Source organism: Mesoterricola sediminis (genome assembly GCF_030295425.1).
GTDB classification, from domain to species: Bacteria; Acidobacteriota; Holophagae; order Holophagales; family Holophagaceae; genus Mesoterricola; species Mesoterricola sediminis.
This window is the reverse complement of sequence record NZ_AP027081.1, coordinates 2399079-2422728: the sequence shown is the minus strand read 5'-3', so window position 1 is coordinate 2422728 and position 23650 is coordinate 2399079. Positions and strand designations below refer to the sequence as shown.

18 protein-coding genes are annotated in these 23650 nt (G+C 70.0%); 15 read left to right on the top strand and 3 right to left on the bottom strand.

The window, feature by feature from the left end; all coding sequences use genetic code 11:
• Positions 1–284: 284 nt before the first annotated feature.
• The 6 genes from istA (at position 285) to R2J75_RS10655 (ending at position 5560) form a co-directional block, all read left to right on the top strand.
• The gene (gene istA / locus R2J75_RS10680; RefSeq protein WP_243336036.1) at positions 285–1538 is read left to right on the top strand and encodes an IS21 family transposase; all 1254 of its coding nucleotides are present in this window, start codon (positions 285–287) and stop codon (positions 1536–1538) included.
• Positions 1532–2308 carry an IS21-like element helper ATPase IstB gene (istB, locus tag R2J75_RS10675; RefSeq protein WP_243336033.1) on the top strand — a complete coding sequence of 259 codons (777 nt, stop codon included), beginning with the start codon at positions 1532–1534 and terminating at the stop codon, positions 2306–2308. Before istA ends, istB begins: the two co-directional genes overlap by 7 nt.
• A gap of 202 nt (positions 2309–2510) precedes the next feature.
• Entirely contained in the window at positions 2511–3029 is a 519-nt protein-coding gene (locus tag R2J75_RS10670) for a tyrosine-type recombinase/integrase (protein WP_316410106.1), read from the top strand.
• A 62-nt stretch (positions 3030–3091) separates the two neighbouring features.
• The gene (gene relB, locus R2J75_RS10665) at positions 3092–3316 is read left to right on the top strand and encodes a type II toxin-antitoxin system RelB family antitoxin (protein WP_243346748.1); all 225 of its coding nucleotides are present in this window, start codon (positions 3092–3094) and stop codon (positions 3314–3316) included.
• On the top strand, positions 3300–3569 hold the full coding sequence (locus R2J75_RS10660; RefSeq protein ID WP_279342098.1) for a type II toxin-antitoxin system RelE family toxin: 270 nt from the start codon (positions 3300–3302) through the stop codon (positions 3567–3569). The genes relB and R2J75_RS10660 overlap by 17 nt, the downstream gene beginning before the upstream one ends.
• Before the next feature lie 1781 nt (positions 3570–5350).
• Positions 5351–5560: a hypothetical protein gene (locus tag R2J75_RS10655; RefSeq protein WP_316410105.1), complete on the top strand. Its 210-nt coding sequence runs from the start codon at positions 5351–5353 to the stop codon at positions 5558–5560.
• A gap of 370 nt (positions 5561–5930) precedes the next feature.
• On the opposite strand, the gene R2J75_RS10650 is transcribed toward R2J75_RS10655, so the two are convergent.
• Positions 5931–8663 (bottom strand): patatin-like phospholipase family protein, encoded by a 2733-nt coding sequence (locus tag R2J75_RS10650; RefSeq protein ID WP_316410104.1) that lies wholly within the window; start codon positions 8661–8663, stop codon positions 5931–5933.
• Positions 8664–9959: 1296 nt separating this feature from the next.
• Here R2J75_RS10650 and R2J75_RS10645 point away from each other — a divergent pair.
• The 6 genes from R2J75_RS10645 to R2J75_RS10620 all read left to right on the top strand — a co-directional run bounded on the left by R2J75_RS10645 (position 9960) and on the right by R2J75_RS10620 (position 16904).
• Positions 9960–10751 (top strand): transporter, encoded by a 792-nt coding sequence (locus tag R2J75_RS10645; RefSeq protein ID WP_316410103.1) that lies wholly within the window; start codon positions 9960–9962, stop codon positions 10749–10751.
• 9 nt (positions 10752–10760) lie between these two features.
• Positions 10761–10997: a FeoA family protein gene (locus tag R2J75_RS10640; protein ID WP_243330491.1), complete on the top strand. Its 237-nt coding sequence runs from the start codon at positions 10761–10763 to the stop codon at positions 10995–10997.
• A 1-nt stretch (position 10998) separates the two neighbouring features.
• The gene (feoB, locus tag R2J75_RS10635; RefSeq protein ID WP_316410102.1) at positions 10999–13182 is read left to right on the top strand and encodes a ferrous iron transport protein B; all 2184 of its coding nucleotides are present in this window, start codon (positions 10999–11001) and stop codon (positions 13180–13182) included.
• Complete coding sequence (locus tag R2J75_RS10630) at positions 13179–13304, top strand: hypothetical protein (RefSeq protein WP_279341792.1); 126 nt, start codon at positions 13179–13181, stop codon at positions 13302–13304. Before feoB ends, R2J75_RS10630 begins: the two co-directional genes overlap by 4 nt.
• 275 nt (positions 13305–13579) lie before the next feature.
• The gene (locus R2J75_RS10625; RefSeq protein ID WP_316410101.1) at positions 13580–16186 is read left to right on the top strand and encodes a chemotaxis protein CheB; all 2607 of its coding nucleotides are present in this window, start codon (positions 13580–13582) and stop codon (positions 16184–16186) included.
• On the top strand, positions 16179–16904 hold the full coding sequence (locus R2J75_RS10620; RefSeq protein WP_316410100.1) for a PAS domain-containing protein: 726 nt from the start codon (positions 16179–16181) through the stop codon (positions 16902–16904). The genes R2J75_RS10625 and R2J75_RS10620 overlap by 8 nt, the downstream gene beginning before the upstream one ends.
• 17 nt (positions 16905–16921) lie before the next feature.
• Here R2J75_RS10620 and R2J75_RS10615 read toward each other — a convergent pair whose 3' ends face one another.
• Positions 16922–17512 (bottom strand): class I SAM-dependent methyltransferase, encoded by a 591-nt coding sequence (locus R2J75_RS10615; RefSeq protein ID WP_243330484.1) that lies wholly within the window; start codon positions 17510–17512, stop codon positions 16922–16924.
• Between the two features lie 277 nt (positions 17513–17789).
• Between R2J75_RS10615 and R2J75_RS10610 the strand changes: the two genes are divergently transcribed.
• The 3 genes from R2J75_RS10610 to R2J75_RS10600 all read left to right on the top strand — a co-directional run bounded on the left by R2J75_RS10610 (position 17790) and on the right by R2J75_RS10600 (position 22281).
• Positions 17790–18203, top strand: a complete 414-nt coding sequence (locus R2J75_RS10610; protein ID WP_316410099.1) for a hypothetical protein — start codon at positions 17790–17792, stop codon at positions 18201–18203.
• Positions 18204–18266: 63 nt separating this feature from the next.
• Complete coding sequence (gene secD, locus R2J75_RS10605) at positions 18267–21062, top strand: protein translocase subunit SecD (protein WP_243330482.1); 2796 nt, start codon at positions 18267–18269, stop codon at positions 21060–21062.
• A gap of 40 nt (positions 21063–21102) precedes the next feature.
• On the top strand, positions 21103–22281 hold the full coding sequence (locus R2J75_RS10600) for a cation:proton antiporter (RefSeq protein ID WP_243330481.1): 1179 nt from the start codon (positions 21103–21105) through the stop codon (positions 22279–22281).
• Here the strand turns inward: R2J75_RS10600 and R2J75_RS10595 are convergent.
• Positions 22256–23629 carry a hypothetical protein gene (locus tag R2J75_RS10595; RefSeq protein WP_316410098.1) on the bottom strand — a complete coding sequence of 458 codons (1374 nt, stop codon included), beginning with the start codon at positions 23627–23629 and terminating at the stop codon, positions 22256–22258. The two genes, R2J75_RS10600 and R2J75_RS10595, sit on opposite strands and share 26 nt — an antisense overlap.
• Positions 23630–23650: the final 21 nt, after the last annotated feature.

Here is a 23650-nt window from a genome sequence, read left to right as displayed (position 1 = left end):
CGCACCTGCGCTGCGCTGCGGCACGGCTGCGTCGCCTGCGGCTCCTTGGGCTGCGCCGCCTTGAACCTGACCTAAGCGCCGCCAACCAATTTCCCGCCTGAAACCCGCGTCATTTCTGGGAATTCGTCGCCACCTGCGATCACCCAATGGGTGCAGAGCCAGGAGTGGTGCGGTGTTCGAGATCGAGGGAATGAAGGTGGAGTTTGGCCGTCCTATCGGGCGACATCCGAAACTGACCCACTTGCGACACGAATTCTGACCCACCCCCCCGAAAGGAGGAGGGCATGGAGTTCGAACCGCGGGACGCTGGTCTCCATAAGCCGGAGGCCAGAATGCTCGGAGACGGTGCAGTGGCCCAAATATTTGCTTTGCAGAACTTGGGCTGGTCGATCCGAAAGATCGCCCGGGAGGTCGGCCTCTCTCGGAATACGGTCCGGGACTGGCTTCGTGGAGGGCCGGACAGAAGCTATGGAAACGGCTCCCGGGCCGGCCTCCTGGACAGGTATTACTTCTGGATCCAGAACCAGTTCAACGCAGGGGTCCGGAATGCCGATGTCCTTCGCCAGGAACTGGAGGCCATCGGAGTCTCCGTGAGCCTGCGGACCGTCGAGAGGGCCCTCCGCCCCTTCCGGCAGAGCTACGAGAGGGCTGAGCAGGCCACGGTCCGGTTCGAGACCCCGCCAGGCAAGCAGATGCAGGTGGACTTCGGGGAGAAGTGGCTGCAGATCGGCGGAGTCCGGCAGAAGCGCTACGTGTTCGTGGCGACCCTCGGCTACAGCCGGCGGTGCTATATCGAGATCTCCGGGAGCCTCCGCCAGCGGGATTGGATCATGGGCATCGAACGGGCCTTCCAGCACTTCGAGGGCGTCCCGGAGATCCTCCTGACCGACAATGCCAAGCCCCTGGTGGACAGGCGCAAGGGAGGTATCCCCGTCTTCCATCCGGAATTCGACGCCTTCTGCCGTCACTGGGGGACGGTGCCCAGGGCCTGCCAGCCGTTCCGGGCGAAAACGAAAGGCAAGGTGGAACGGAGCGTCGGCTATGCCAAGGGGAATGCCCTTGGGCGCGAGGGCTGGGAATCCGATGAGGCCCTGGATGAGCATCTGGTCTGGTGGATGCTCAACGTGGCCGACACCCGAATCCACGGGACCATCGGCGAGAGGCCGATAGATCGATTTCCGGCGGAGAAGGCGGCCTTGCGCCCGATTGGGAACCATCCCAGCTACCTCCTGGTGCGCCACCTGTCCCGGACGGTGGCTGCGGATGGCCGGATCGATGTGGATACCAACCGCTACAGCGTCCCGCCCCAGTTCATCGGGGCCACCCTGGAGGTGACCGTCGAGGCCGACACCATCCAGGTGTTCTGCCAGGACCAGGTGATCGCGGAGCATCCGGTCCATCCAGGACGCCGCCAAGTCATCGAGGATCCTGGTCACGCCGTCAGCTTCACCAACGGCATCGCCCGGGTGGGCAAACCCAGCGAGATCCGGCGGCCACTCTCCCACTACGCCGCCATCGTGGGAGGTGAGGCATGGTAGATCCCCGGCTCGAACGTCTGGAGCGTCACCTGACCCGGCTGAAGCTGGTCAGCACCCGGGAGCGCCTGGACACCCTCCTGGACCGCGGGGCCCAGAACGAGATGAGTTTCCTGGACTTTCTCGACTTGGTGATCAGGGAGGAAATCGAAAGCAAGGACCAGAAGCGGGCCCGGATGCGGATCCAGATGGCCAAGTTCCCCTTGGACCGGCGCATGGAGGACTACGACTTCAGCCTGCAGCCCAGCCTGGACCGCCGCCTTGTGACGGAACTGGAGACGGGACGCTACGTCGCCAACGCAACGAATGTCCTGCTCCTGGGGCCGCCGGGCGTGGGAAAGACCCATCTGGCCATCGCCTTGGCTCGGAAGGCCATCGAGCAGGGATACAGCGCCAGGTTCATCCACGCCGCGGACCTGGTCCACCAACTGGCGGCGGCCTCGGACCACGGGGCGCTGGATGAGGCCCTGAGGGTATTCGCCCGCCCCCATGTCCTGGTCGTGGACGAGCTCGGCTACCTGCCCATGGAGCGACGGTCCGGGCATCTGTTCTTTCATCTGGTGCGGAAGCGCTACGAGAAGGGCAGCCTGATGATCACCAGCAACCAGCCCGTGGGCTCCTGGGGAGAGATGCTGGGGGACGAGGTGGTCGCGACGGCCATCCTGGACAGGCTCCTGCACCACAGCCATATCGTGACGATCAAGGGAGAGAGCTACCGCCTCAAGGAAAAGCGCCGGGCTGGCGTCGTGCCAGCCAAGGAAGTGGCCGGATGATGGCCGCGCCCGCCGGGATGTCCTGCGCTACGGCCTACGGCCTCCGCTCCGGACACCCCGGCGGCTTCAGTTCCCAACTACCAGGTGGGTCAGTTTTCGTGTCGCCTGGTGGGTCAATTTTGATGTCGCTTGACACGTCCGGTTTCTACAGATGGCGGCGTGGTGTTTGTGGCCCGGCGGATCCGCAGGTCCGCATGGTTCCGTGCCCAACATCGACGCCGAGCGCGGGACGGTGATGATCCGCCAGGGCAAGGGCCGGAAGGACCGCATGATCCCCATCGGAGAACGGGCGTTGGCCTGGATCCAGAAATACAAGGAGAGCGCCAGGCCGGACCTAGTTGGGGTTCGGGACGACGGGACGCTGTTCCTCTCCGAGTGGGGCGAGGCGTTCAGCCCCAACGCCCTGACGCGCCTGGTGCGGATCTACGTGGAGAAGTCCGGGGTGGGCAAGAAGGGCGCCTGCCACCTGTTCCGCCACACCATGGCCACCCTCATGCTGGAGGGCGGCGCCGACATCCGGTTCATCCAGGCCATGCTGGGCCACGTGGAGCTGAGCACGACCCAGATCTACACCCAGGTCAGCATCCGGCTCCTCAAGAGCGTCCACGCCGCCACGCACCCCGGAAGGATGGCCGAGCCGGGCCAGCACGACCCGGAGCCCACCGCCGAGGCCCTGCTGGAGGCCCTGGAGCGCGAAGCCGAAGAGGAGGAAAACGCATGAATTTCAAGGCATCCTTTACAGGTCCGGGAGGAACGCTATACTTGTATAGCAAGGAGCTTCCCATGCTCGCCATCCGCCTGCCCGAGGACATCGAACGCCGCCTGACGGCCCTGGCCGAAGCCACGGGCCGCACCAAGACGTTCTATGCCCGGGAGGCCATCCTGGGCTACCTGGACGACCTGGAGGACATCTACCTGGCCGAACGCGCCCTGGAAGACGTCCGCGCCGGCCGCACCCAGACCGTCCCCCTCGACGAAGTGATGCGCGAACATGGCCTGGAGCATTGAGTTCGCGCCTGCGGCCCGGAAGGAATTGCGAGACCTCGACCCCCCGGTGGCACGGAGGATTCTCAAATTCCTGAGCGAGCGCATCGCGCCCCTGGAGGATCCCCGGTGCATCGGGGAGGCGCTCCAGGGCTCGCGACTGGGGGAGTTCTGGAAATACCGGGTGGGCGACTACCGGATCATCTGCGCCATCGAGGACGGCCAGCTGAAGGTGCTGGTGGTGCGCATCGGGAACCGGCGGGAAGTCTACCGCTGAAGGGCAGGAACGGGTCGGGGGAGGCTACCCTAAGGGGGTGCCTCCCCCTCTCGTTGTTCCTTCTTTAGCCGCTTACCCAGGCTGCCGTCCTCGGCGCGCCGGGAAAAGCGCGTCAGGGGGTCTCAGGTGGTACCATGGCCCATCGGTCTTTGAAAAGCGATGTGGTACAAGGCAATCAGCGCCTCGCGGCTGGGAAATGCGGTGGGGTGCTGCGTTGTCGCAAGCAGGACAACCTGATCTAGCGGCACGGTTCTCAATCCCTGGTGTATCAACCGAAATCAAGCCACCTGCCCAATTAATGGGGGAGGCGATCCTGGCAAGGACCGAAGGCGAAAGCCGCGAAGTCAGGGCGTGGAAGGATGGCGTTTCAGTCACCGGGGGCTGGCAAAGTTCGGATCACAGTGCCCTCGGTGGGTATGTCATCACTGTCACGGCGGCGGATGGCTCGAAGTTTGGATTCGCACATGCCACGCCAGGTTCTGAGCCCAAACCGGTGGCTCCCTTCAAGTTCGAGATCAAAGCTGGAGACGTAATTGGAACCTACGCCAACCCAACAAATGGTCATTCAACCGGACCTCATGCCCATGTTTTTGAGAAAAGCGCATCGGGCGCATTTGTTAAACCTGCAGTCACAGGGTTACCGGTCGTTAACCACCAGAGGGTTCGAACTCCATATGGTGTGAAAGATGACCTACACCAGAAAGGTCATAACGGGATTGATCTTGTGAACCCACGGGCACCGAGGTGAAAACTTGAGCGACCTGGCTCGGACACCAATAGGTACGATTTCGCTGTTTGAATCGAGGATTAAGCTATGACAAAGGCTGTTTCAATTCTAAGAAACCTGTTCGCCGCTGTACTCCTTATTGGATCGCCTTTGTCCGTCCTGGGGGGCCAGCCAAGCCCGGCGGCAGCGGTTCAGGAGGTAGTCAGGTTTGGAAATGAGTTCTTCGCTGCAAATCGGAGTAAGCCGTGTAAGGTTTTGGTCAAGAAGGTCAAGAACCCAAATGATCCGAACCAGGTAGATGAATGGCGCACCTGTAGTGCTAAAGGCTATTGGTTTAAATTTTACCGATCAAAGACGGCTCCGAATGATTTGTTGGGATCTTTGGTGATCACCTCAAAGGATGTAATGCTACCCATGGGCATTCGGGTTGGGTCCACCCGAGGATCAGTTCTTGAGCGCCTCGGACCTCCTTCCTCGGACAGCAGGAATTCCGTCTCCTACGCTATAGGTGATGTGATTTCCAATTCAGTAGCCTTTGAATTTAAGAATGGGTTTCTATGGAGGATCAAGTGGGAGTATGAAATCGATTAGTCGCAAACAGGCGATTGGGAACCGGCATGGATTCGTGCGAAGCGAAATAATCCAATGCATTATTGGTGTGCTGCGCCCCCATCCCGAACTGAACCTGATGGCAGCACGACAAGCGCTTCTGAAGCATCGCCTAATGGTGTTGTGGAAATTACGAATACTTCCAAGCCGTCGCAAACAGGCGATGGTGTTCAGACTTACCTGAACGCCTACAACTACTGGCAGAGAAATCTTGAGTCCTTGGGCTATGGCCAGTACCGGCTGTGGGGTCCGATCTCCAACCTTGGTTAACAAGGACTCAGGTGAAGCCGGTGGACTAGGTTTGCCTGATATCCAGGCATTCCTGACCAGCCTTTGCGACCTTTGGAAAGAGGAAGGGCCCAATCCGGTTAAAAGAATCCGGAGAAGACGGATACCCCGCGAAGAGTGGGGGCCCGTCGGCGGACGTCTATCGGAGGTCGTCGAGATGGTCTGGCCCCAGGTGGAAGCATGGCTCGACCTCGATCCGGCCTGCACCGCAGCGGCGATCCTCAGGCGGCTCGAGGAAGCCCACCCGGCCGCCCTTTCCAAGAAAAACCTCCGGACGATCCAACGCAGGGTAAAGGTATGGCGCAGCAACTATGCCAAGCGCCTGGTCTTTGGCCAGGCCAGTCTCACGGAGGAAGGCTGCAGCTGAACACAGTGGCCAGTCCCCTCTGAAGGGGCTCTGCCCCTCGGCCTTCGGCCTCACCCCGGGATTTATCGCGGGTGGCGCCCCCGGCCTGCAAAAGGAGCCGGCTATGGCCGGCCCCCCGCCGCTCGGCGCCCCTGGAACCGCTCAGGTCGCATCCCTGCGTTGCCCTATCCATTCCAGGCAAATCTGTGTGGGATGAGACTGGTCAGCGGTTCCGTGAGAACCAGATGGAAGGTTCCAACCAACAGTAAGCGACTGAAAAAATGCAGGATGATCTGGTAAGGATCCATGGTGAGTCAATACGACGGGTCACTTCTGATGTCGCTCAATAGCTTGGCTGTTGATCCTCATCGGCGCGCTGGGCGCCTGGCTCCTAACGTCGCCACCAGAGGTCGAACGGGTGGGTGCCCACCAGGAGGTTGACCCGGGTGCGCGCCCGGAAGGCGGGATCGGTGCTGGCGGCGCGGCCCGCGTCCAGTTCCAGGTAGTAGCGGCCCAGCTCCGCCCGGAAGGAGACGCCGGCCGCCCGGACCCAGGCCCCGGCCTCCCGCAGGCGGTGGGGCGACGCCGCGCCCAGGTAGGCGGCGTCCAGGCGCGGGGTCGCCTGGACGTTCACCCCGAAGACCCGCACCACGTGCAGGGGTAGGCCGAGGCGCAGGATTGCAAAGTTGGGGGTGGGATGGCCGGCGCTGGCCGTCCCGGCGAGGAAGGCCGGGCCGCCCACGGGGTAGTACCGGGCGAGGGGGAGGTCCCAGCCCAGGCCGCTCTCCAGGTCCGCGTCCACGCTGCCCCACGGGGCCACGGGCCAGAGGCGCCGGGCCCGCAGGTAGGCGAAGCGGTACCAGGCGGTGGGCGCGCCGGGGCGCTCCTGCCGGCCCTGGCCGAAGCGGGTCCGCACGAGGAAACCCTCGGTGGGAAAGAGGTAGCGGTCGAAGCTGTCCCATTCGAAGCGGGCCTGGACCTGGTAGAGGCTGGGCGCCAGGTCCGGTCCGGCCCCGGGCTGGGTCCGGATCCAGCTGCGGCTGCCCTCCACCTCCACCAGGCCCCGGTCGTCCAGGCCGACCCGCGCGAAGAGGGCGGTGGCCACGCCCTGCTCCCGGAAGGTGTGGCCCGTCAGGCCGGGAATCCTGGGGTCCAGCGCGAAGAGCGCGTCCAGCACCTCGGGGAGCAGGTGCTGCTCCACGGAGCGGGCGCCGACGGCCAGACCCACGCGGGGCCAGGCGGCCAGGGCCCGGGTCAGGCGCAGGCCGCCCGTCGTCCAGAGGCGGTCCCCGCTGGCCTCCGCGCTGAACCCGAGGGCGGTCCCGAAGACCCGGTGGGCCCGGGCGTCCACGGCCGCATGGCCCTGCCACGTGGTTTCGTACCCGAAGGTGGCGTCCACGATGACACGGTCATCGGGGATGGGCCGGGCCCGGAGGGCGGGGCGGGGCCGGGCCGGGTCCGCCTCGAGGCGGATCTCCTCCAGGCCCAGGCGCTTTTCCCCCAGGAGGACGCTGCGGGTGAAGGTGTCCACCTCCAGGGGCCGGCCCGCGAAGGGGGCCAGCAGGTTGGCCAGGTACTGGGTCTGGCCGGGGGACAGGATGCCGGGTTCCACCCGGATGGGCGGGAGCCCGGGCTCGGAAATGCGGAGGCTCAAGCGCCCCGCCGTTTCGTCGAAGGTCACCGCGTCCAGCTTCACCAGGGGGTGGGACCGGATGGTGGTCTCCAGCAGGAAGGCGTCCAGGGCCCGGCCGAGGGCCACGGGATTGTAGGCCGCCCCTTCCCGGAGTCCGGCGCCCTCGAGGCAGGTCCGCGCCAGTTGGCCCCAGTCGCCGGCGGCCTGGACCTCCAGGGCGCGGAGGACGGGCTGGGGCGTCACGGTCAGCACCGGGCCGGCCGGGGTGAAGGTCCATTCCGCCTCCCGGGCGAAGCCCGCCGCCTGGATCCGGCGCAGGACCCGCAGACCGTGCCGGCGGAGGCGCGGCCCCTCCGGCAGGCCCGCGCGGACCAGGGCCCGCACCTGGGCCCCCAGGGGCTCGGGGGCGACGACGGTGACGGGCCCGGCGGGGAAGGGGGCCTCGCCCTCCGGTCCGTAGATCCGCTGCTCGAGGGCGTCCAGGGCCCCATCGAAGGCCCTGCGCCCCTCGGCCACGGCGCGGTCCACCATCTGGTGGAAATCCAGGTAGGGCAGGGCGTCCGTGCGGGGGCGCAGGAGCAGGTCCGCCGCCTTCCGGCTGATCTCCGTGCGCTCCTCCACGCTCACATCCAGGGAGCGGACCGCCAGCGCGAACACCGACGTCAGGCGCGTGGAATCCAGGGCCTGGCCCACCTCGACCGCCACCACCACGCCCTTGACGGGCAGGCTCCGGGCGGCCTCCACAGGCAGGTTCTGGACCAGCATGCCGTCCACGTGCTGATGGTCGCCCAGCAGCACCGGGCTGAAGACGCCCGGGATGCTCATGGACGCGCGCACCGCGGTGCCCAGGTCGCCGCGGTCGGGCAGGGCCGCGCGGCCCGCCTGGAGGTCCGTGGACACGGCCCGGAAAGGCACCCGCAGCCCGTCGAAGGAGTCCGCGCCCGAAACGGCGGGGCGGGCCAGGAGGACCTGCAGGGCCCGCTTCAGGTCCAGGCCCGGGCTCGTGCCCGGCATGAAGAGCACCCCCGTGCCCGGAACGAATTCCAGGCTGAGGAAGGTGGTTCGTTCATGCTCCTGCTCCCACAGGGTTTCCCCGGGCCGGCGGTGCTGGCGGTCCATCAGGAGGGCCCCCACGTCCACCCGTTCGAAAAGGCGCTGGATGGCAAACCCCGAATAGCCCGACGCGTACATGGCCCCCATGAAGGCGCCCATGCTCGTGCCCGCGATGCCATCCACGGGCAGGCCCTCCTCCTCCAGGCGCTGGAGCACGCCCACGTGCGCGATGCCCTTGGCGGCGCCGCCCCCCAGAGCCAGGACGAGGGGACGCTGGCCCGGCGCGTAGGCCCGGGGCGCCAACTCCAGCCGGTAATCCGGCGCCTTCACCCGCAGGCGCAGGGGGGCCGGCGCCTGCGCCCCCAGCGCCGCGCCCGCGGCCAGGAGGAGCACCACCGCGCCCCGGAAGGGCCAGGCAGGGAGGGGGAGGGCGCGCATGGAACCTCCGCGGGCGGAGCAGGGGAATTGACGTTCGGACAGAAGGACACCAGCCTACGCTCCCCGGAGGGCCCATGGCCACCGGGGCGGCCCCCGGGCCGGTGGCTTCGGCTGAGCACCAGCTTAGCTGATCAAACGATCATTTAAACCCGAAAACGGCCGGGGCCCATCGGGGCCTCAGCCCCTCCCGTCCCCCCGGACCCCCACCAGCCCGGGGCGGGGGCTTTCCTGGCCCGTCTGGATCCACGCCAGCGCCCGTTCCCCGACGGGATCCTGCGGTCCTTCCTCGCCTTGCCCCGGCGGATCAGCACCACCGGTTTCCAGCCGGAGCGGGCACGCGATACGCGTATAGCAAGGTGCGCCCATGCGCGCCATCCGTCTGTCCGAAGGCATCGAACGTCGCTTGACCGCCCTGGCCGAAGCGACGGGCCGCACCCAGGCGTTCTAGGCCCGGGAGGCGATCCTGGCCTGCCTGGCCGAGAGCCGCCAGGAAGCCCTGCGCGCCGGCCGCGCCAGGACGGTCCCCCCCGATGACGTGATGGGCGAACCTGGCCTGGAGCGTTGCGTTCGCACCCGCGGCCCGCCAGGCATCGCGAGGCCTCGACCCCCGGTGGCGCGGATCCTCAAATCATCCAGGTGTCGGCCCCCGCTTTCACCGGGGATACAGGAATTTCATGGATCCCTGAACGTCGACTTGGCAATCCAGACTGAATTCCGCCACCGGGCGCGTCAGGCGTGCGGGTGCCCCGAAAGGGGGCGCGATGGATGTGAGGCTGCCGGTCCCGATGTCGATATCCCACCAGTTGATCTCCGGATAGGCCATGGCCTCGTCGGCTGCGTTCCGTTTCCGAAGGTCGGGAGGGAGGGACCTGGATTCCGGCCCGGTCCCCGTGGATGGGAAGACCGATTCCCCGTAAAAAAATACCTGTTTCCAACTTCATCCGCAGGCAGCAGCCCCATGCGATGCATGACCCAGCGGTTTGCGTGCGCACGCTGGCGCCTCCCGCGTACAACTGCAAATAACGGTGCCCGTCGTAGAATCGAGCCCCATCCACAGGTTCCGCCGCGGCAGCCATTCGGGGCGGACCTCCCTGGCTCCACCCTCCCAGAGCCCTCCCGCACCCTGCTCTGGCGCGCCCGGGGGCGGTGCCGGGGTCGCCCATTCTTGTGGCATTCATCACACTCCCGAAAAATCTCTTGACCTTGGGGTCCGGTTAAAGCGATATTGAGAATCGCTCTCAAAGCCAGAGGGCCCCCCTCGATGTCGAGGGTTCGATCCAGGAATGGAGATCCGTCATGACCCGCCCAGGCCTCGGCCTCGCCCTGTCCATCGGTTTGCTCGCACCTTTCGCGGGGGCCCAGGAGGCGCTCGCCCCCAAGGCTTGCCGACCGCTCTTCACCACCTCGGCCGCGCCCGCGGACCCCGGGGTGCTGGAGCTGGAGTTCGGCGGCCAGCGGATCCGCAACCGGGACGGGTCCACGGACCAGCAGTTCCCTACCCAGCTCAACCTGGGGATCACCCGGTGGCTGGATGTGCGGGTGGGATGGGGCGGGCCGCTCCTGCGCAAGGATTCCCAGGGAACGCGGGTGGAGGGGGGCACGGACCCGGTCGTCGGGGCGCAGCTCCTGGCCCTGCGCCAGGACCGGGCGGGCATCGATCTGGGGCTCGCCTGGTGGCACAAGCATCCCCTCGCCAGCGTGAGCAAAGGCATCAGCAGCGGCCGGCACGACGACACGATCCTGGTCACCTGCTCCAGGACCGTCGGGCGCCTCCTGGTGGATGTGAACGCGGGGGCCAATTTCCTGGGCCGCCCCACGGGGGACGGGCGGGTGCGCCAGGGGGCGGTGTCCCTGGCCCTGACCTACGCGGTGGCGCCCGGCTGGAACCTCACCCTGGATTCGTACGCCCTGTCGGCCACGGACCTGAACAAGCGCGCCACCAGCAGCATCCTCGCCCTGAGCCGGGACGTCAGCCCCCGCCTCTGCGTGGACCTGGGGGTGGAGCGGGGCCACGACCAGGGCGCGCCGACGTATTCCCTCAACGCGGGCCTGGTGTACCGCCTCGGCCCCCTCTGGGGCCGGAGGTAGGAGGCGGCGATGGCCATGAAGCGACTCAGCGAACTCGGCGCCGGCGAGGGCGGGCGCATCGTCCGGGTGGAGGCCGACGCGGCCGTGCAGCGCCGCCTCCTGGACATGGGCCTGGTCCGCGGCGAGGCGGTCCAGGTGAACCGGCTCGCGCCCCTGGGCGACCCCATGGAGCTGGTGGTCAAGGGCTACCACCTCTCCCTCCGGCGCGGGGAGAGCGCCTGCATCCACATCGAAACGGAGGCCTGACATGGCGACCGTCGCCCTCGCGGGCAATCCCAACTGCGGAAAGACGTCCCTCTTCAATGCCCTGACCGGCGCCCACCAGCACGTGGGGAACTGGCCCGGGGTCACGGTGGAGCGGCGCAGCGGCACGTTCCGCCAGGACGGCCTCGCCGTGGAGGTGGTGGACCTTCCAGGCACCTATTCCCTGGCGGCGCGCAGCGAGGATGAGCGGGTGGCCACCGATTTCCTGGCCTCGCAGGAGGCGGACGTCATCGTCAACGTGCTCGACGCCTCCAACCTGGAGCGCAACCTCTACCTCACCACCCAGCTCCTGGAGCTGCGCAAGCCGGTGGTCTTCGCGCTGAACATGATGGACGACGCGGTGCGGGACGGGTGGACCCTGGACGTGCCCACCCTCTCCGCCCTCCTCGGGGGGCCTGTGGTGGTCACCGTGGGCAACCGGGGCGAGGGGATCGAGGCGCTGAAGGCCGCGATCCTCGCCCAGGTGCGGGGGGACGATCCCAGCCTGGATCCCGCCCAGTGGCCCCCCCGGGTGACCTACGGCGACGACGTGGAGGGTGAGATCCGGCGCCTGGCCGAGGAGGTCCGCCGGGACGAGGTCCTGACGGCGCACCTCCCGGGCCGCTGGTGGGCGCTGCGCCTCCTGGAGGGGGCTCCGGACGCCCTGGAGGAGGCCGGCCGGAGCCACGCCGCCCAGGCCATCCAGGCCCAGCTGGCCCGGAGCCGCGCCTTCCTGGAAGCCCACCTGGGCGCGGGGGTGGACACGCTCCTGGCGGAGCGGCGGTACGGCTTCGCCCACGGCCTGGTGCGGGAGGTGGGCCGCCGCGAGGGCCACCCGGCCCGGCATCTCACGGACCGGCTCGACGCCGTCCTCACGGGCCGGTTCCTGGGCTTTCCCATCTTCCTCATCGTGATGGTGGCCATCTACACCCTCACCTTCGTCGTCGGCAAGTACCCCCAGGACTGGGTGAGCGCGGGCATGGGCTGGCTCCACGACACGGCCGCCGCCCACCTGCCGCCCGGGGAGCTCACGAGCCTCTTCGTGGACGGGGTGATCCCCGGGGTGGGCTCGGTGCTGGTCTTCCTGCCCTCCATCATGATCCTCATGGGCTGCGTGTCCTTCCTGGAGGACACGGGCTACATGGCCCGGGCGGCCTTCATCATGGATCGCCTCATGCACCTCATGGGCCTGCACGGCAAGAGTTTCATCCCGCTGATCATGGGCATGGGCTGCAACACTCCGGCCATCCAGGCCACCCGCACCCTGGAGGCCCGGAGCGACCGGCTCATCACCATCCTGGTGACGCCCTTCATGTCCTGTTCCGCGCGGCTGCCGGTGTACATCCTGCTCGCCGGGGCCTTCTTCCGGCCCCTGCAGGGCGCCCTGGCCGTGGTGGGCATGCACCTGCTGGGCTTCGCCGTGGCCATCGTGGCGGGCAAGGTGCTGCGCCTGACCCTCTTCCGCCGGGAGAACGCACCCTTCGTCATGGAACTGCCCCCCTACCGCCTGCCGGTGCTGAAGACGACGCTGCTCCACATGTGGGAGAAGGCCACGGTCTTCCTCCGCAAGGCCGGCACGCTCATCTTCGCGGGGGCCACCCTCATCTGGTTCCTCAGCAACTACCCGGGCCTGGCCGACCGGGACCTCGCCGCCCGGCACCGGGCCGCCGAGGCCGCGGTGCGCGCCCAGGGGCTGCCTGAGGCCGAGGAGAAGGCCAAGCTGGAGGACCTGGACCTGGCCCACAAGGGCACCATCATGAATTCGAGCCTGGCGGCGCGGTTCGGGAAGGTGCTGGAACCCGCCTTCCGGCCCCTCTTCGACCCGGATCACCGCCGCGCCGAGGCCTGGAAGGACGGGGTGGCGCTCACGGCCGGCTTCCTGGCCAAGGAGATCGTGGTGGGCACCATGGCCGTGGTCCACCAGGCCCGGGCGGAAGGGGAGGACGGCGCGGCCCTGAGCCCCCTCCAGCAGTCGCTGCGCGACCGCTCCGGCCTCACGCCGCTGACGGCCCTGGCCTTCATGGTGTTCGTGCTGATCTACACGCCCTGCCTGGGCACGGTGGGGATGATCTACAAGGAGACGCGCAGCCTCGGCTGGACCCTCTTCTCCGTGGGCTACGGCCTGGGGCTGGGCTGGGTCCTGGCGTGGATCACCGTGGCTGGCGGCCGGCTGCTGGGGTTCGCATGAGCCTCCAGGCCTGGATCGTCCTCGGCATCGTCCATCTGGCAGGCCTGTGGCTCATCCGCCGCATCCTCCGGGGGCGCCCCGCCGGATGCTGCGGCGGCGCCTGCCGGGGACGGAAGGGCTAGTCCACCCGGGCGATCCCCACCGATGCCGGCGGATCGCGCCGAGGCCGCGGCGCGAAGGGAGCCGGCGCCCCGGGGCCCCCGGGGCTCCCCCAGCGCTCCTGGGCGACGGCGCCCGAGGCCGGGCCTCCCCGTTCCCGCCCTCCGCGGCCGCGGCCCTGGTCCGCATTTCCGCATGGGCTCTGGGCTTCGCGGCGGGGCCGGCCGGAATCCGCGCCATTGATTCGCGGGCGGGTCCGTGCCTTACTTGCATCAGGCATCGCGCAGAAGGGAGGCCCTTGGAGAAGAGCAGGGGAAGGGCTTGGGGCGGATCCGCCTCGCGCGGGGCGCGGCGGGGCGGCGAACCCTTCCCCGTGGTGGGGATCGGCGCCTCGGCGGGGGGCCTGGAGGCCCTGGACGAGTTCCTGCGGAACCTGGCGCCGGACACGGGCATGGCCTTCGTGGTGGTCCAGCACCTGGATCCCAGCCGGCCCGGGGTCATCGCGGAGCTGCTGCAGCGGGCCACCCCGATGCCGGTGGCCGAGGCCACGGACCGCGTCCGCATCCGGCCCAACCAGGTGTACGTCATCCCCCCGAACAAGGACCTGACCATCCTGGGCGGCCGCCTGGGGCTCCAGGCCCCCGACGCGCCCCGGGGGCAGCGCCAGTCCATCGACTTCTTCCTGAAATCCCTGGCTACGGGGCTGCGGCACCTGTCGGCCGGGGTCATCCTCTCCGGCATGGGCGCCGACGGGGTCGCGGGCCTGCGGGCGATCCGCGAGGCCGGGGGCCTCTGCCTGGTGCAGGCCCCGGCCACGGCCCGCTTCGACAGCATGCCCCGCAACGCCATCCAGGACGCGGCCCCCGATTTCGTGGGCTCCCCGGCGGAGATCGCCGCCGAGCTGTCCCGCGGGGCCGTGCACGGGGAAGGGCGGGACGCGGGGGCCGTGAACGTGGCCGACCACGACCGGAGCGGGTTCGACCGCGTGTGCCGGATCCTCCGGGACCGCACCGGCCACGATTTCTCCCTCTACAAGAAGAGCACCATCTACCGCCGCATCGAGCGCCGGATGGGGGTCCACGGCATCGACGGCCTCGCCGCCTACGTCGCGTTCCTCCAGGACCACGCCCCGGAGGTGGAGAGCCTGCTCCTGGAGATCCTCATCGGCGTCACGGGCTTCTTCCGGGACCCGGAGGCGTGGCAGGAGCTCCGCCGGGAGGTGCTGCCCCGGATCCTCGCGCAGTACCCGGAGGGGGGCATGGTGCGGGCCTGGGTTCCGGGCTGCTCCACGGGGGAGGACGCCTACTCCCTGGCCCTGGCCTTCCAGGAGGCCCTGGCCGATGCCGCGCCGGCCGCGCCCCTGAGCCTGCAGGTGTTCGCCACCGACATCAACCGCAACGCCATTCTCTCGGCCCGCCAGGGCTACTTCGCCGGCAACACGGTGGGGGGCCTGACCACGGACCAGCTCGCCGCCCATTTCCGTCAGGAGAGCGGGGGGTGGCGGGTGGGCAAGGCGATCCGGGAGCCCGTGGTGTTCGCGCTGCAGGACCTGCTCCAGGATCCCCCCTTCATCAAGCTGGACCTGATCATCTGCCGCAACGTCATGATCTACCTCTCCTCGGAGCTCCAGAAGCGGCTGCTGCCCCTCTTCCACTACAGCCTGAACCCGGGCGGGCATCTCTTCCTGGGCAACGCCGAGAGCATCGGCGGATACACGGATCTCTTCACGCCGCTGCCCGGCAAGGCGCGCCTCTTCATCCGCAATTCGGCCGACCGGTTCCCCCGCACGACCTCCTTCCCCCTGGGCCTGCCCAACCGCCGCGACCTTCCCCTGGAGCCCCCCATGCCCAAATCCGCCTTCAATCCCCAGATGGTCGCGGAGACGGTGCTGCTCCAGCGCTTCGCGCCGCCGGCGGTCCTGGCCAGCGAGACCGGGGACATCCTCTACATCAGCGGCCGGACCGGGAAGTACCTGGAGCCGGCCATGGGGAAGGCGAACCTCAACCTCTTCGCCATGGCCCGGGAGGGTCTGGGGCCTGAACTCACCGTGGCCTTCCGGAAGGCCCTCACCCAGCGGGAGCCCGTGGAGTGCCGGGGCCTCCGGGTGGAGGCCAACGGCGCGGCCCAGGGGGTCGACCTGGTGGTCCAGGCGGTACCCTCCCCCGAGGCCCTTCACACCTGCGTCCTCGTGGTGTTCAAGGACCAGGTCCTGCCGCCGTCCGCGGCCAAGGGGCGCCGGAGCCGGACCCGTCCGGAGGACGCGACCCGCGTCGAGGAGCTGGAGGCCGAGGTCAAGAGCCTGATGGCCGAGCTCCAGGCCTCCCGGGAGGAGATGCAGACCTCCCAGGAGGAGCTGAAGGCCTCCAACGAGGAGCTGCAGTCCACGAACGAGGAACTGCAGTCCACCAACGAGGAACTGACCACCTCCAAGGAGGAGCTCCAGTCCCTCAACGAGGAGCTGCAGACGGTCAACGCGGAGCAGCAGGCCAAGGTGGACGAGCTCTCCGCCGCCAACAACGACATGAAGAACCTCCTGGACGCCACGGACATCGCCACCCTCTTCCTGGACGACCAGCTCAATGTCCGGCGGTTCACCACCGGCGCCACGCGCCTCTTCAAGCTGATCCCCGGGGACGTGGGCCGGCCCCTGTCCGACCTGGTGACGGACCTGGACTACGCCGACCTGGACCTGGACGCCCGGGAGGTCCTGCGCACCCTCGTGCCCTCCCAGAAGGACGTGGCCACCCGGTCGGGGGGGCACTGGTTCGTCGCCCGGATCCTGCCCTACCGGACCCTGGCGAACGTCATCGCGGGGGTGGTGATCACGTTCATGGACATCAGCCGCGCCAAGGCCCTGGAAGCCTGTCTCCGGGGCCAGGGCGGCGGGCAGGCCGGCCATGACTGAGCCCCGCGTCGCCCTGCGCACGGGCGGAGACCTTCCCCTGCTGAGGGGGCTCGCCGAGGAGCGGCTCACGGACGCCGGGGACCCCGCCCCGGCGGGGACCGAGGATCCCCGCTGGACCGGCCACGAGCTGCGGCTCCACCAGGAGGAGCTGGCCATGCAGGGCCAGGAACTGCGGCGCGCCCTGGCGGACCTGGAGGTCCTCCTGGCCCGCCAGATGGAGCGCTACCAGGCCATTCCCGCGGGCGTCGTCGCGGTGCGCTTCGATGGGACTGTGGCCGAGGCGAATGCGGCTGCCTGCGACTGCCTGGGCGTGGGCCCCGAGGACCTGCTGGAGCAGCCCCTCAGCCACAGGTTCCGGGCGGAAGACCGTCCTGCCTTCGCCGCCTTCCTCGCGGGCCATTTCCTGGGCGGAACCCCCCGCAGCCTCGTCGTTCGCCGCCTGGACCTGGACCCCGGGGGCGCGGGCTGGATCCACCTGGAAGGACCGGGCCCCCTGGAGGGCGGACCCGCCTACCTGTCCGTCATCGACGTCAGCCCGCTCCTGGCGCGGGAGACCGCCGTCCTGGCCCGGCTGGAACGCGCGGCGGTCCTCCTGGGCGGGGCCTTCGAGCCCCTCTTCGCGGTCCGGCAGGCCCTGCACGGCGGCGCCGAGGCCCCCCTCGAGGCCGTGCAGCGGGCCCTCACGGAGGCCTGGGACCTCCTTTCCGGCCCCGCCTGAGCGCCGCCCCCGGGCCCTCAGGGCCGCCCGATGAGCACGTAGGCCGGCGGCACGTTCCGCAGGATGGGCCCCACCACCCGCACCAGGCGGAAGTGGGCCCGCAGCTCCGGCAGGAGCCCCAGGCCGTACTGGAAGGCCACAAAGCGGCCGCCCGGCACGAGGGCCGCCCGCGCGGCGGCGAGGATCCGGTCCCGCTCCGCGCCCGTGAAGTTCCGCAGGGGCAGGCCGGAGATCACGGTGTCCGCCCGCCCCCAGCCCAGGGCCTCCAGGTGGGCCTCGAGCCCACCGGCGTCCCCGAGGCGGACCTGGAGGCGCGGGTCGGGCAGGTGGCGCTGCAGGAGGGCGGCGATGCCCGGGTCCAGCTCCAGGCCCAGGAGGCGCCCCCCGGGGCCCAGCCCCCGCAGGAGGTGGCGCGTCACGCTCCCGGTGCCCGGGCCCAGCTCCACGAGGGTCTGCCCGCGGGCTAGGCGGGCCAAGGTGCGGGCCAGCTCCTCCCCGCTGGGCAGGACGGCCCCGAACCGGCGGGGGGATGCGAGGGCCCGGCCGAGGAAGACCAGGGGCGCCAGCCAGGGGCGGGGCGCGGAATCAAGGGCGTGGCCGGTGTCCAAGGGGGCCTCCGAAGGGGTGTCGCGGGTGGGAACGGGCGATGACGACGCGGTTCCGACAACACGGACAGGCCCCCCGGAGCGGGCGGATGGAAGCGGGGCAGGACAGGGCGGGGTGGATCACGGGCGACCTCGGCAGGGGTTGGGCGGGACAGGCTCAGCGTCCGCTACAACACCTCTGGGTCATCCGATCCTCCTCGGCTTCCAGGGTGGCCGGGATGGCGGGGGCGCGCAAGCCCTGGCGGCTGGATCCCCCGGGCGATCCGCGCTACCGTGGGGGATGGCGCGTCTCCTCCAATGGCTGGTGATGTCCCTGGCGCTGGTCGCCGGGGGGATCCTGCCGATGGCTGGCTGGCGGGCCCAGGAGCTGGTCGCCGCCGCGGCCTTCGCGCACCGCGCCGCCCCCACGGACGGGCCGGTCCGCCTGCACCTTGACCTGGCCGCCCTCCATGGCCGGGACGCGGCCCTGCGCCAGGGGCCGGAGCGGGGGCGGGACGCCTTCCGCCGGGCCGCGGATCCGGACGGGGATGGCCCCCCGGCGCCGGATCCCATCCAGGCGGGCGCATGGCGCTTCGTCCTGCCGGGCGCCGTCCAGGCGCGTCCGTGCGCCGCGGACCGGTGGGCGGGTGCGCCGCCGGTCACCCAGGGCCTGCGTCCCGAGCAGGGGGGAAAGGTCGGACCTCCGGTCGCCTGAAGCGCCGGCAGCTTTCCGATCGGCCGCTGATGCGGCCCGCGACCCTTTCGCCCTGGAGACCTCGTGTCGAGAACCACCTTCACCCGCCTCGCGTGGGTCCTGGCCATATGTCTGGCCTGCGCCCACTTCTTCATCCCCCTGAACAAGGTCCGCCTGGGCCTGGACCTCAAGGGGGGCGTCCACTATGAACTCGAAATCCAGTCCCACGAAGCCGTGCAGCGGGACCTGGAGGAATCCCGCGACCTGCTGCGGGACGCCCTGGAGGCCCGGAACCTGCCCGGGGCCTCCGTCGCCCTGGAGGACGGGGCCCTCCGCGTGCGCGGCGCCGAACGGGCCGCCCTGGACAAGCCCCTGGCCCAGCTGCGGGGCTACGCCGCGGTCCAGGAGGGGGCCGACCTGGTCCTGCGGCCCCGGGCCGACCACATCCAGGCCATCAAGGCGGACGCCAGCAAGCGCGCCCTCCAGATCATCGAGAACCGCATCAACCAGTTCGGCGTCGTCGAGCCGGAGATCACCGCCGGCGGGCCCGGGGGCAGCCGCATCATCGTGGAGCTGCCGGGCGTGACCGAGGCGGACAAGGAGCGCATCAAGGGCCTCCTGGCGACCCCCGGTCGCTTGGAACTCCGCCTCCTCGCCGGCAAGGACCGGAACACCTTCGCCTCCGAGCGGGAGGCCCTGGAGGCCTTCGGCGGGCGCCTGCCCGCGGACTGTGAGCTCCTGCCCGAATCCGTCCGGGAGGCCGAGGCCGGCCCCGCCCCCCGGGGCGGCGCGGCCCCGGCGGTGCGCCGCTGGGTCCTGCTGGAATCCAAGGTCCAGTTCGACGGCACGGCCATCACCGACGCCCGGCGCGCCACCTCCGAGGTGGGCGCCCACGAGGTGAACTTCACCCTCCATTCGGCGGGGGCCGAGGCCAACGCCCGGGTGACGGAGATCGCGGCCAAGGAGGGGCGGCTCTTCGCGTTCGTCCTGGACAAGCGCATCGTCAGCGTCCTGTCCGCCCGCGAGAAGATCGTGGGCCATGCCGTGCGCATCGCGGGGCAGTTCACCGAGCCCGAGGCCGAGGACCTGGCCCTCAAGCTCCGCAGCGGCGCCCTGCGCGCCGGCATGAAGGTCCTCGAGGAGCGCGTGGTGGGCCCCAGCCTGGGGACCGATTCCATCCGCCAGGGCGTCGGCGCCTCGCTGGTGGGCTTCGGCGTCATCGTCGCCTTCATGGTGATCTGGTACCGCTGGTCGGGGGTGAACGCCGTCGTGGCGCTCGTGGTGAACGTCATCGTGATGATGGGGCTGCTGGGCAGCTTCCGGGCGACGATCACCCTCCCGGGCATCGCCGGCTTCGCCCTGACGGTGGGCATGGCCGTGGACGCCAACATCCTCATCTTCGAGCGGATCCGGGAGGAGCTGGCCCTGGGCCGAACCGTGGCCAAGGCGATCTCCGCCGGCTTCGACCGGGTGTTCTGGACCATCGTGGACAGCCACGTGACCCAGCTCTTCGCGGCCCTCCTGCTCTTCATCTTCGGGACGGGGCCGGTCAAGGGCTTCGCGGTGTCCCTGACGGTGGGCGTCGCGGCCTCCCTATTCACCAGCATCTACATCAGCCGCTTCATCTACGACTGGATCCTCGAGCGCCATCCGGGCGCCGCCTCCCTCAGCATCGGCCGCTGGAACATCTTCCAGGGGACCCGCATCGACTTCATGCGGTACAAGGGGGTGGCCCTGGCGCTCTCCTGGGGCCTGGTCGCGGCCAGCGTGCTCATCGTCCGGCCCTGGCGGACCGTGGACAACCCCCACGTGAAGCTCGGCATGCAGTTCGTGGGCGGGACGGACCTGACGGTGCGCTTCCTCCGCCCCGTGGACGCGGGCCAGGTGCGCGGGGCCCTGGCGGAGGCGGGCTTCCCCGACGCCTCCGTCGTCTCGTACCAGAGCGGCGCCCCCGGCGTGCAGGAGTTCGCCGTGAAGGTCCGGGCGGACCGCGCCGCCGGGGACAGCCTGAAGCAGTCGGCCCTCGTCAAGCGCGCCCTCACGGGGCTGGACGCCGACGGGGCGGGGCGCAGGCCCCTGAACCTGGAGAGCGCCGTGAGCCTCGCCGAGCGCTTCGAACAGGCCAACCCCCTGGGCCTCGACCCATCGGCGGAGACGTTCAAGGAGACCTACCTGGGCCTCGCCGGGCGGATCACCGGGGCCCGGGAGAAGCTGGCCATCGGCCTCTTCCGGGACATGGGCGAACTGCCGGGAACCCTGCCGCCCCAGGTGCGGGCCCTCGTGGAGCGGGAATACCGCCCCGGCTCCATCGGCATCCTCAAGGACGAGAGCTTCTCCCCCTCCATCTCCGGCGAGTGGGCCCGCAAGACCCTGGCCGCCGTCGGCTGGGCCATGGGGGCCATCCTGCTCTACGTCATCTTCCGGTTCACGACGGCCTTCGCCGTCGGGGGCATCATCGCCCTGGTCCACGACATGCTGATGGCCCTGGCCCTCTTCGCCCTGGTGGGCTACGAGTTCAACGTGCCCGTGGTGGCCAGCTTCCTCACGCTCATGGGCTACTCCATGGCCGACACCATCGTCGTGTTCGACCGCATCCGGGAGAACCTCCACCGGCCCGAGTTCCGCCGGCGCCCCTTCCAGGAGGTCATCAACGCCTCCATCAACCAGACACTCAGCCGAACGATCCTCACCTCCCTGTCCGTGCTCTTCGTCAGCATCTGCCTCTGGCTCTGGGGCGGCCCGGCCCTCCGGGACCTGGCCTTCCCGCTGGTGGTGGGCGTGCTCACGGGGACGTACAGTTCCATCTACATCGCCAGTCCTGTCGTAGATTGGTGGCAGCGGACCTTTGGCAAGGGGGGTGAAGTGCTGGCGGCGGAGTGATCCGCCGGTCCCCCCGACCCACCCCCTTTCCGGGAGCTCCATGAGCCATGCCGTCATACCGACCCTCGCCCTGAGCGTCCTCGCCGCCTTCGTGGCGGCCCTGGTCGTGATCCGCTTCCGCCTGCCGGTGATCCTCGCCTATCTGGTCGCCGGCATGGCGGTCGGACCCCACACCCCGGGGTTCGTGGCGAACGGCGAGGTGGCCTCCGAGCTGGCCGAGGTCGGCATCATGCTGCTCATGTTCGGGGTGGGCCTCCACTTCTCCCTGAAGGACCTGCGGCGGGTCTGGCGGGTGGCGGTGCCGGGCGCCGTCCTCCAGCTCACCGTGGCCACCGTCCTGGGCGTGTGGCTGGCCTCCGCCTGGGGCTGGCCCCGGGCGGCGGGGTGGATCTTCGGGTTGTCCCTGTCCTGCGCCAGCACCGTCGTCCTCCTGCGCAACCTCTCCCAGGCCAGGCTGGAGGACCGCCCCGAGGGCCACCTGGCCATCGGCTGGCTCCTGGTGGAGGACCTGGTGTGCGTCCTGGTCCTCCTGATCCTGCCCACCCTGGGCGGCCTGTCCACCTCCGGCGGCGCCTTCCCCTGGAAGGCCGCCGCCGCCGCGGTGGGGGGCCTGGCCCTGAAGCTGGGGGTCCTCGGCGCCCTCATGGCCTTCGCCGGCGCCAAGGGCGTCCGCTGGCTCCTCCACGAGACCGTGCGGCACGATTCCCGGGAGCTGTTCACCCTCGCCCTGGTGGCCGTGTCGGTGGGCTTCGCCTTCCTGGCGGCCACCTGGTTCCAGGTGAGCTACGCCCTGGGGGCCTTCCTGGCGGGCATCCTCATCAACGGACTGCCCATCAGCCAGCGGATCCGCCAGGACATCCAGCCCCTCCAGGACATCTTCACGGTGCTGTTCTTCATTTCCGTGGGCATGCTTTTCGACCCGGCCATCCTGGTGCGGCGTCCCGGCGCCGTGGTCCTCACCACGGCGGTCATCCTGGCCGGCAAGGCCCTGGCCGCCTACGGCATCGTGCGCGTCCTGGGCAAGGACCGGCGGACGGCCATGACCGTGGCCGTGGGCCTGTCCCAGATCGGCGAATTCTCCTTCATCCTCGCCGCCCTGGGCCTGCGCACGGGCCTCCTGCCGGCTGTCGGCCAGCAGCTGGTCCTGGCGGGCGCCATCCTGTCCATCGCCCTGAATCCGTTCCTCTTCAAGTTCATCGACCGGGCGAAGGCCGCCTGAGGGCGTCCCCCCGGTGCCGCAGGTTCCGGCCGGCCCAGACGGGGTTGTCCGCGTGCATGGCCGCGAGCAGGGCCAGGGTCCGCCCGAAGACCCCGTCCAGGTCTGCCCGCCGGCGCAGGGATTCCAGCACGCCGGCGGCCAGGGCGTGGGCCGCGTAGCACCCCGCCGGCGCCGTCAGCCCCCCCAGCCGGAGGGTCTCCCGCAGGGCCGCCACCTTGGCCTCGTCGCCGTCCCGCCAGGTCTGGATGGCGCCCAGGGCGTGCCCCTCCAGGGCCCGGGCCCGGTGATGGACGAGGAGGTGGGCCATGCCCCGGGCCGAGCGGCGGGCGACGGCCAGGGGGATCCGGGCCCCGGCCAGCACCAGGTCCCCCCCGTCCCGGCCCGCCTCCGCGGCCAGGTACCGGGACCAGGCGGTCCGTCCCCGGAACGGGAGGAGGGCCACGGTCTCCGCCGCCAGGTAGCCCCGGAGGCGGTCCGCCGGGTGGGGATCGTCCGCGGGTCCCTCGCTGCCCAGCACCGGGCCCGCCCCGGCGTTCAGGTTCAGGGCCCGGAGCAGCACCAGGAGACCCAGGCCCGCCAGGGGGCCCATGTTGAGGATGCCCAGCACGTCCGAGGCGGTCTCGTCCATGCGCGCCGCCCAGTAATCCGCCAGGCCGTGGCCCAGGGGGGCCAGGGCCTCGGCGGTCCGCGCCTGGAATTCCGCCGCCAGGCCCGTGTCGGCGGCGAGGATATCGTGGCCGCCCGTTTCGTGGCCCAGGGCCGTCCAGGCCACGAGCCCGCCCGTCGCGTAGGCGGGGGGCAGGTTCACCACTCCCGCGCGGGCGCCCCAGGCGCGGGTCGCGTCCACCGGCCACGTGTAGGGCCCCGAACCCGGCCGGCCCCACTTCACCAGGGGCGGCGTGGTGCCGGCGTCGGGGGGCTTCACGCCCCGCCGGTCCTCCGCGCTGAGGAAGCCGTCGTAGAGGTCGCTCACCACCTCCTGCAGGGCCGCGGTGGCTTCGGGCCGGTAGGCTTCCCGGCGCTGCAGGATCGCCTGGGCCAGGTCCAGGAGCACCCCGGCCTCGCCCTCCCGGGTGGGATCCCGCCGCAGCAGGGCCTGGAAGGCGCGGCCCCCCCGCGCGCTCAGGGCCCTCCGCAGGGGATCGGCCACCTCGCGCCGGTACACGGGGGGCAGGCCGCCCCGGGCCGCTTCCAGCCGGGCCAGCAAATCCCGGAAGGCCCCCGGATCCTCCGGTCCCGATCGCCGGGAGGCGGCCGCCCGCGCCACCGCCTCGGTGCAGGCCCGGAGGCCCCCCAGGTCCACGCCCGGGGGCGGCAGGGGGCGGGCGGGGCGCTGGCGGACAGGCATGTTGGCTCCCGGGGGAAGGAA

What these genes read in the sequence shown, in the direction of transcription:
- istA (WP_243336036.1), top strand. Translation starts at nt 285, where the DNA reads ATGGAGTTCGAACCGCGGGACGCTGGTCTCCATAAGCCGGAGGCCAGA.
- istB (WP_243336033.1), top strand. Translation starts at nt 1,532, where the DNA reads ATGGTAGATCCCCGGCTCGAACGTCTGGAGCGTCACCTGACCCGGCTG.
- relB (WP_243346748.1), top strand. Translation starts at nt 3,092, where the DNA reads ATGCTCGCCATCCGCCTGCCCGAGGACATCGAACGCCGCCTGACGGCC.
- R2J75_RS10660 (WP_279342098.1), top strand. Translation starts at nt 3,300, where the DNA reads ATGGCCTGGAGCATTGAGTTCGCGCCTGCGGCCCGGAAGGAATTGCGA.
- R2J75_RS10655 (WP_316410105.1), top strand. Translation starts at nt 5,351, where the DNA reads ATGGTCTGGCCCCAGGTGGAAGCATGGCTCGACCTCGATCCGGCCTGC.
- R2J75_RS10650 (WP_316410104.1), bottom strand. Translation starts at nt 8,663, where the DNA reads ATGCGCGCCCTCCCCCTCCCTGCCTGGCCCTTCCGGGGCGCGGTGGTG.
- R2J75_RS10645 (WP_316410103.1), top strand. Translation starts at nt 9,960, where the DNA reads ATGACCCGCCCAGGCCTCGGCCTCGCCCTGTCCATCGGTTTGCTCGCA.
- R2J75_RS10640 (WP_243330491.1), top strand. Translation starts at nt 10,761, where the DNA reads ATGGCCATGAAGCGACTCAGCGAACTCGGCGCCGGCGAGGGCGGGCGC.
- feoB (WP_316410102.1), top strand. Translation starts at nt 10,999, where the DNA reads ATGGCGACCGTCGCCCTCGCGGGCAATCCCAACTGCGGAAAGACGTCC.
- R2J75_RS10630 (WP_279341792.1), top strand. Translation starts at nt 13,179, where the DNA reads ATGAGCCTCCAGGCCTGGATCGTCCTCGGCATCGTCCATCTGGCAGGC.
- R2J75_RS10620 (WP_316410100.1), top strand. Translation starts at nt 16,179, where the DNA reads ATGACTGAGCCCCGCGTCGCCCTGCGCACGGGCGGAGACCTTCCCCTG.
- R2J75_RS10610 (WP_316410099.1), top strand. Translation starts at nt 17,790, where the DNA reads ATGGCGCGTCTCCTCCAATGGCTGGTGATGTCCCTGGCGCTGGTCGCC.
- R2J75_RS10600 (WP_243330481.1), top strand. Translation starts at nt 21,103, where the DNA reads ATGAGCCATGCCGTCATACCGACCCTCGCCCTGAGCGTCCTCGCCGCC.
- R2J75_RS10595 (WP_316410098.1), bottom strand. Translation starts at nt 23,629, where the DNA reads ATGCCTGTCCGCCAGCGCCCCGCCCGCCCCCTGCCGCCCCCGGGCGTG.